Raw genomic sequence first — 4854 nt, forward strand, 5'->3', positions numbered from 1 at the left:
GGTAAGGTGTCCCCGGATTTCCCGGCAAATGGGTAAGGTGTCCCCGGATTTCCCGGCAAATGGGTAAGGTGTCCCCGGATTTCCCGAAGGTGTCCCCGGATTTCCCGAAATGGGTAAGGTGTCCCCGGATTTCCCGGATTTCCACCCAAATGGGTAAGGTGTCCCCGGATTTCCCCCTGTCCCCGGATTTCCCGTCCCCGGATTTCCCGACTGTCCCCGGATTTCCGATCTTATGGAACCGTTTCCCATGGTGCGGAGCGAGCAGAGGGAGAAGTGGGGGTTCTCGGAATAGCCGATTTAGCCAGTTTATGGCCATCTGGGAAATCGGTGTGATGCCCCTCGATTTCCGATTTAGCTAATTTATGGCCATCAGGGAAAACGGTCAACTGTCCCCCGAGTTCGATTTCACGTGAGAATGGGCTCCTAGCAACATCAAGATATTCTTTTACCTGCAGAAACGACAGACACCCACTCATACTGTTTTTCCTTTTGTAGTTTTACTAACCCGCGCCCGATACAAAATGAAAGCGTCAGAGAAACTACCATCTCTATTTCGATAGTAGTTTCTCAAGACGCCAACCTCTTCCAACAAACCTCGTAGCAATTTAACTGCAAGATGTCTTATTTGTGCATTTGCAAGCATAATTACAGCCCCATCAAATCCAGACAATTTGCCGTGCAAATAATTAGAAAAAACTATACATGCCTTTCCCTTTAATAAGGGAGAACACGCCGGATTTAACGAAATAAATTCAATAGAGAATATATCTTCTTCCTTATGCAAAGATGAAATAAAGTAAATAACAGGTAAGGAATTTATTTCTAGAAGCAAAGCCTCTTTCTTGTAGTTCAGCACGCATATAGATTCTAAACTAAGACCATCACCATGCCACCGCAAAATATTGTCTACTGCCTGCTTATAACAATCGCCCGTTATAACACGAAATATCTTCACGCTTTTACACTCAATACGATATTCTCAAAAAAATGGCCAAGGCAGATGGTTAACAGTATATTTAATATCGACATGGATATTATTTCAACATCAGCCAACATAACCACCAAGACCATAATAAGTGGAACTAATATTGATAGCGTCCTATATATACCAGATATCTCAGAAAGTTCGGCATTATAAAGACTGTACACGACCGAAAAAAACAACATGGCCACAAAATAAGCCTTATATAAAAATAGCGCGGCACTTGGAGATTTAATATTAACCATTATCGCCGCAAACAACAAGCTAATAGCAATATAATTAATTATAGCAATTAATTTTCCAATTTTTTTCTGATTTAAATGAAAATTCCACGAGAGAGAATACACTATAAGCTGGACAAGAACAGAAAGTGTTATTGGAATTAATTCGGTATAGCGGTCATATTTAGAGAACACAAATGACAGCATAACGCTTAGCATAATGATAGGAACATCGTAATAAGCTTTCTCCGCTACCGATTTAAAGTCATCCATCTATCGTTCCTTTCAAACGCCTGGACATCATATAAACTACGATAGATCCAACCGCACCAGCAATGAATGCAGTCTCAATTTTTAATAATCCAAAAGACAAAACAAAGATATAGCACAAAATCCCTCCATAAATTGATAGAATTGAATGGATTTTTGTCTCAGATGGCTTAAGCAGTTCCCAAATATATCCAGGGACAATTACAACAACAGATGATGACGCCAGAACCACCCATCCTCCAAGATCTGAAGAAATATTCATTAATATCTGACCAAGAATCACAGCTGCGAACACACACCTTCTATATATATGCATTTCTCCAAAACGATCAATCATCCCTTTCCAGAATAAACTTTTCATGGAATTTGCGCAAACATTGAGAAAACTATCAGCAGAAGTAGCCAATGCCGCGATTATTCCAAGCACTGCTACCGCATAAAAATATTCATTGCTAATTACACTAAGAAAATAATAAGGAGCCTCGTTCGGGGGTGTGTTTGGGGAAACAACCCTAAGAAACAAGCCTGCCAAAGCTAACAATAAATAAACAATAAACATAACAAGAGCTAATATAAGGAATGATTTTCTTGACGTGTCGTCATCTTTAGCAGCTACAATGCGTTGCCAATGCTCTGCTCTTGCTAGAACAGTAAGTGGGAACAGGAATGTTACTACTATCAGGAATGACTTACCGTAAAATGTTCCGTCTAATATATTCTTAGGTAAATCGGCTATTTTTGGAATTTGATCAAATGACAAATACATCACGTAAGACACGCAAGCCAACCAACAAATAACAAATATCGTCTGAACAAAGTCGCTTCTGAGGACTCCATGAAATCCATATATTGCTACATACACCCCAACCCCAACTAAAAAAACCCAATACACATAAAAATAATATTCAGGCATCACGATTTTTAATAAATCATCTAATACAATATATTGGGCAACATATAATCCTAAAAAAGTAAATAGATTGACAGATGCCACTAATGTCTTCAAATGAATATTTCCGTGTGAAATAAAATCCTCAATTGTGTTATAGTTATTGTCAATGCTTATTCTTCTAATGGTTGGTATGAGTGCATAAAGCATTAGTATGCCGAGCAAGTAACATAAGCCAGCATACAAAAATGCTAAACCTCCTTTAAATATTAAAGAAATATATCCGATCGTTATTGCTCCTCCTAATGCTGTTCCAACATCAGTTAATGCAATTTCCGATAGGGAATAAGATTTTGTGCCAAGGGAAGCACTGACTCTTCCGGATGGTTTCTTTGCTGCCGCATAGATCGAATAGATAATAAATAAAATTACAGCAAGAACAACCAACTGTTCTTTCATGCCATTCCTTTCTTAGAGGCTGTCTAAAAACCTCGACTGTTGGAACATTCAGGTGGTTTGCTGGGGCATTTATTGTTGGATCCCTGTGAAATCCGGGGACAGTATATCCATTTGAATCCGGAAATCCGTGGACAGTATATCCATCTGAATCCGGGGAAAGACAACTCCCCCTTTACGGCCAAGTCCCTGGCTGCGACAGGTTCTTCACGATGGATATCAATCCCGGTTTGAACCCATTATTGCCTCCCGGTTGGAATGCACTTGCCCACTTTACAAAGGCGAAAGTCGCCTGCACTCCCTGTTACCGAGCATACCTATGTGACATACTATGTTATTGTGATCCGCCGCATATATGTAAATAATAACTTCGTAAAGCATGCCTGCTGCCGGCTTTTAAGGCTCCTGGTTTGACTCCCCCTGTCATCGCAGGGGACGTTGCATCATCATGGCAAATCCTCCCGATGCACATCCGGATGGAAAGATTCACCCTTCTCGGGTCACTTCAAACATCCAGCCGGTTGCCTCCAGGCAAAGACCACGCCGGAAATTTAATTCGAAGTCACCCCGTCCATCATTGCAGTAACACGCCTGCTCATACTCGAAACCTTTTGCCCCGACGCAAACACTCTACCCCAGTCATTCCCCCGCATGCAAGATAATTCCATCACGGAAACAGCTCCGCGCCGAATTTTGTCATCCGGTGAATCATGCGGCTGGCTGCGCAGCCGTTCGGGGGTGTTGGGCCTTTTCACAACCGGGTGATTGACCAACGCCTTGTTGCGGGTTGGGCCTTGAGGTTGGCAGGAGGAAGTGCGGGGTTTTTTATGGAAAGCTTAAAAAAAATTATACGAATTACAGAAAAAATAAAATCCACGTCAAAGGACAGAACATTTCCTTTTTTTGATATTTAAAGGATAACAGATTGAAAGGATAGGGGTTTATTGCTCCTGTGGCGTCTCCCAACACACACGGTTCCGGCCGGACTCCTTCGCTTTGTACAACTGCGCGTCCGCCTGGGCCAGCAGTTCCTTTACCGTCACCCCCGGCCAGGTCTGCGCCATGCCCTGCGATATCGTAATATGCGCTACCTCCCCCGTCTGCACCAACTGAATCTCCCGATGCTGCGCCGCCTGTCTCACCCGCTCCACCACCGGCAAAGCATCCCCCAATCGCGTGCCCGGAAACAACAACACAAACTCCTCCCCCCCATACCGCGCTACCTCATCCCCCTTGCGTACATGATCCCGCATCACCTTGCCCAGGGTAATGAGCGCCATGTCCCCGCCCTGGTGCCCATAGGTGTCGTTGAACCGCTTGAAATGATCCACATCCACCATCACCAATACCCCCGGACGCCCCCCATCGTTGGTCTCCGCAACCATCTTCGCCACCGCATCCTCAAACCAGCGCCGGTTATGCACCCCCGTCAAAGCGTCCCGCGTGTTCTGCTCCGCCAAGGTCTCAATGGTCCGCCGGTTCTCCACCAAATGATCCGTGTTCTCCAACAACCACCGCGCCATCAGCTCAAACAGATTCCGCGCCACCTGACCCGAACAATCCACCAAACCCCAAAATGCCTCCGCATCCAACTGAACAACCCGACTCTCCTCCAGCGCCACCACCCACGCCGAAGGACGCTGCCGGCGTATCAACGACAACTCCCCAACCGACTCCCCCGCGACAATCACCCGAATCTGCGGCGAAGCCTGAGACTCCACATGCACCGAAAAAGTCCCCGACAGAATCAAATATAAATGTCGGTTCTCCTGCTCCGGAGAAAGCAAGATATCCCCCTTCGCCAATTCCCGTTGCGTACACCCCTCCAGGTAAGGCCGCACCCGGTCCGGATTGACCCCCTGTAACAGGATGAGCTGCTGTAACGTCTTGTCCGAAAGTCCGTTCATGTCCGTCACCTTTGCAGTTCAGTCCTCTAAGTATCAAAAAAAGAAAATGTTCTGTCCTTTGACTTAGAATTTTCTATCTTAAATTCTCGTATCTGTTCAGGTATACGGGGTCGATTATCCTCCCCGACG

At 44.8% G+C, this 4854-nt stretch carries 5 protein-coding genes; 1 reads left to right on the top strand and 4 read right to left on the bottom strand.

What is annotated here, in order from left to right; all coding sequences use genetic code 11:
* Window positions 1–472 precede the first annotated feature (472 nt).
* From HQL56_10250 to HQL56_10260, 3 genes are read right to left on the bottom strand one after another with little or no spacing between them, the layout of a single operon-like run.
* Window positions 473–955: a hypothetical protein gene (locus HQL56_10250; GenBank protein MBF0309898.1), complete on the bottom strand. Its 483-nt coding sequence runs from the start codon at window positions 953–955 to the stop codon at window positions 473–475.
* Complete coding sequence (locus HQL56_10255; protein ID MBF0309899.1) at window positions 952–1476, bottom strand: hypothetical protein; 525 nt, start codon at window positions 1474–1476, stop codon at window positions 952–954. The genes HQL56_10250 and HQL56_10255 overlap by 4 nt, the downstream gene beginning before the upstream one ends.
* A complete protein-coding gene (locus HQL56_10260) occupies window positions 1469–2821 on the bottom strand; it encodes a hypothetical protein (protein ID MBF0309900.1) in 1353 nt (450 codons plus the stop codon). Before HQL56_10260 ends, HQL56_10255 begins: the two co-directional genes overlap by 8 nt.
* A 707-nt stretch (window positions 2822–3528) precedes the next feature.
* On the opposite strand from HQL56_10260, the gene HQL56_10265 reads away from it, so the two are divergent.
* On the top strand, window positions 3529–3732 hold the full coding sequence (locus HQL56_10265; protein ID MBF0309901.1) for a hypothetical protein: 204 nt from the start codon (window positions 3529–3531) through the stop codon (window positions 3730–3732).
* A gap of 27 nt (window positions 3733–3759) precedes the next feature.
* Here HQL56_10265 and HQL56_10270 read toward each other — a convergent pair whose 3' ends face one another.
* Window positions 3760–4725 (bottom strand): GGDEF domain-containing protein, encoded by a 966-nt coding sequence (locus HQL56_10270; protein ID MBF0309902.1) that lies wholly within the window; start codon window positions 4723–4725, stop codon window positions 3760–3762.
* Window positions 4726–4854: the final 129 nt, after the last annotated feature.

The sequence above is a fragment of the Magnetococcales bacterium genome (assembly GCA_015231925.1).
Taxonomy (GTDB): domain Bacteria; phylum Pseudomonadota; class Magnetococcia; order Magnetococcales; family JADGAQ01; genus JADGAQ01.

Coding starts and splice junctions, on each gene's coding strand:
- HQL56_10255 (MBF0309899.1), bottom strand. CDS start 1,476: ATGGATGACTTTAAATCGGTAGCGGAGAAAGCTTATTACGATGTTCCT.
- HQL56_10260 (MBF0309900.1), bottom strand. CDS start 2,821: ATGAAAGAACAGTTGGTTGTTCTTGCTGTAATTTTATTTATTATCTAT.
- HQL56_10265 (MBF0309901.1), top strand. CDS start 3,529: ATGCGGCTGGCTGCGCAGCCGTTCGGGGGTGTTGGGCCTTTTCACAAC.
- HQL56_10270 (MBF0309902.1), bottom strand. CDS start 4,725: ATGAACGGACTTTCGGACAAGACGTTACAGCAGCTCATCCTGTTACAG.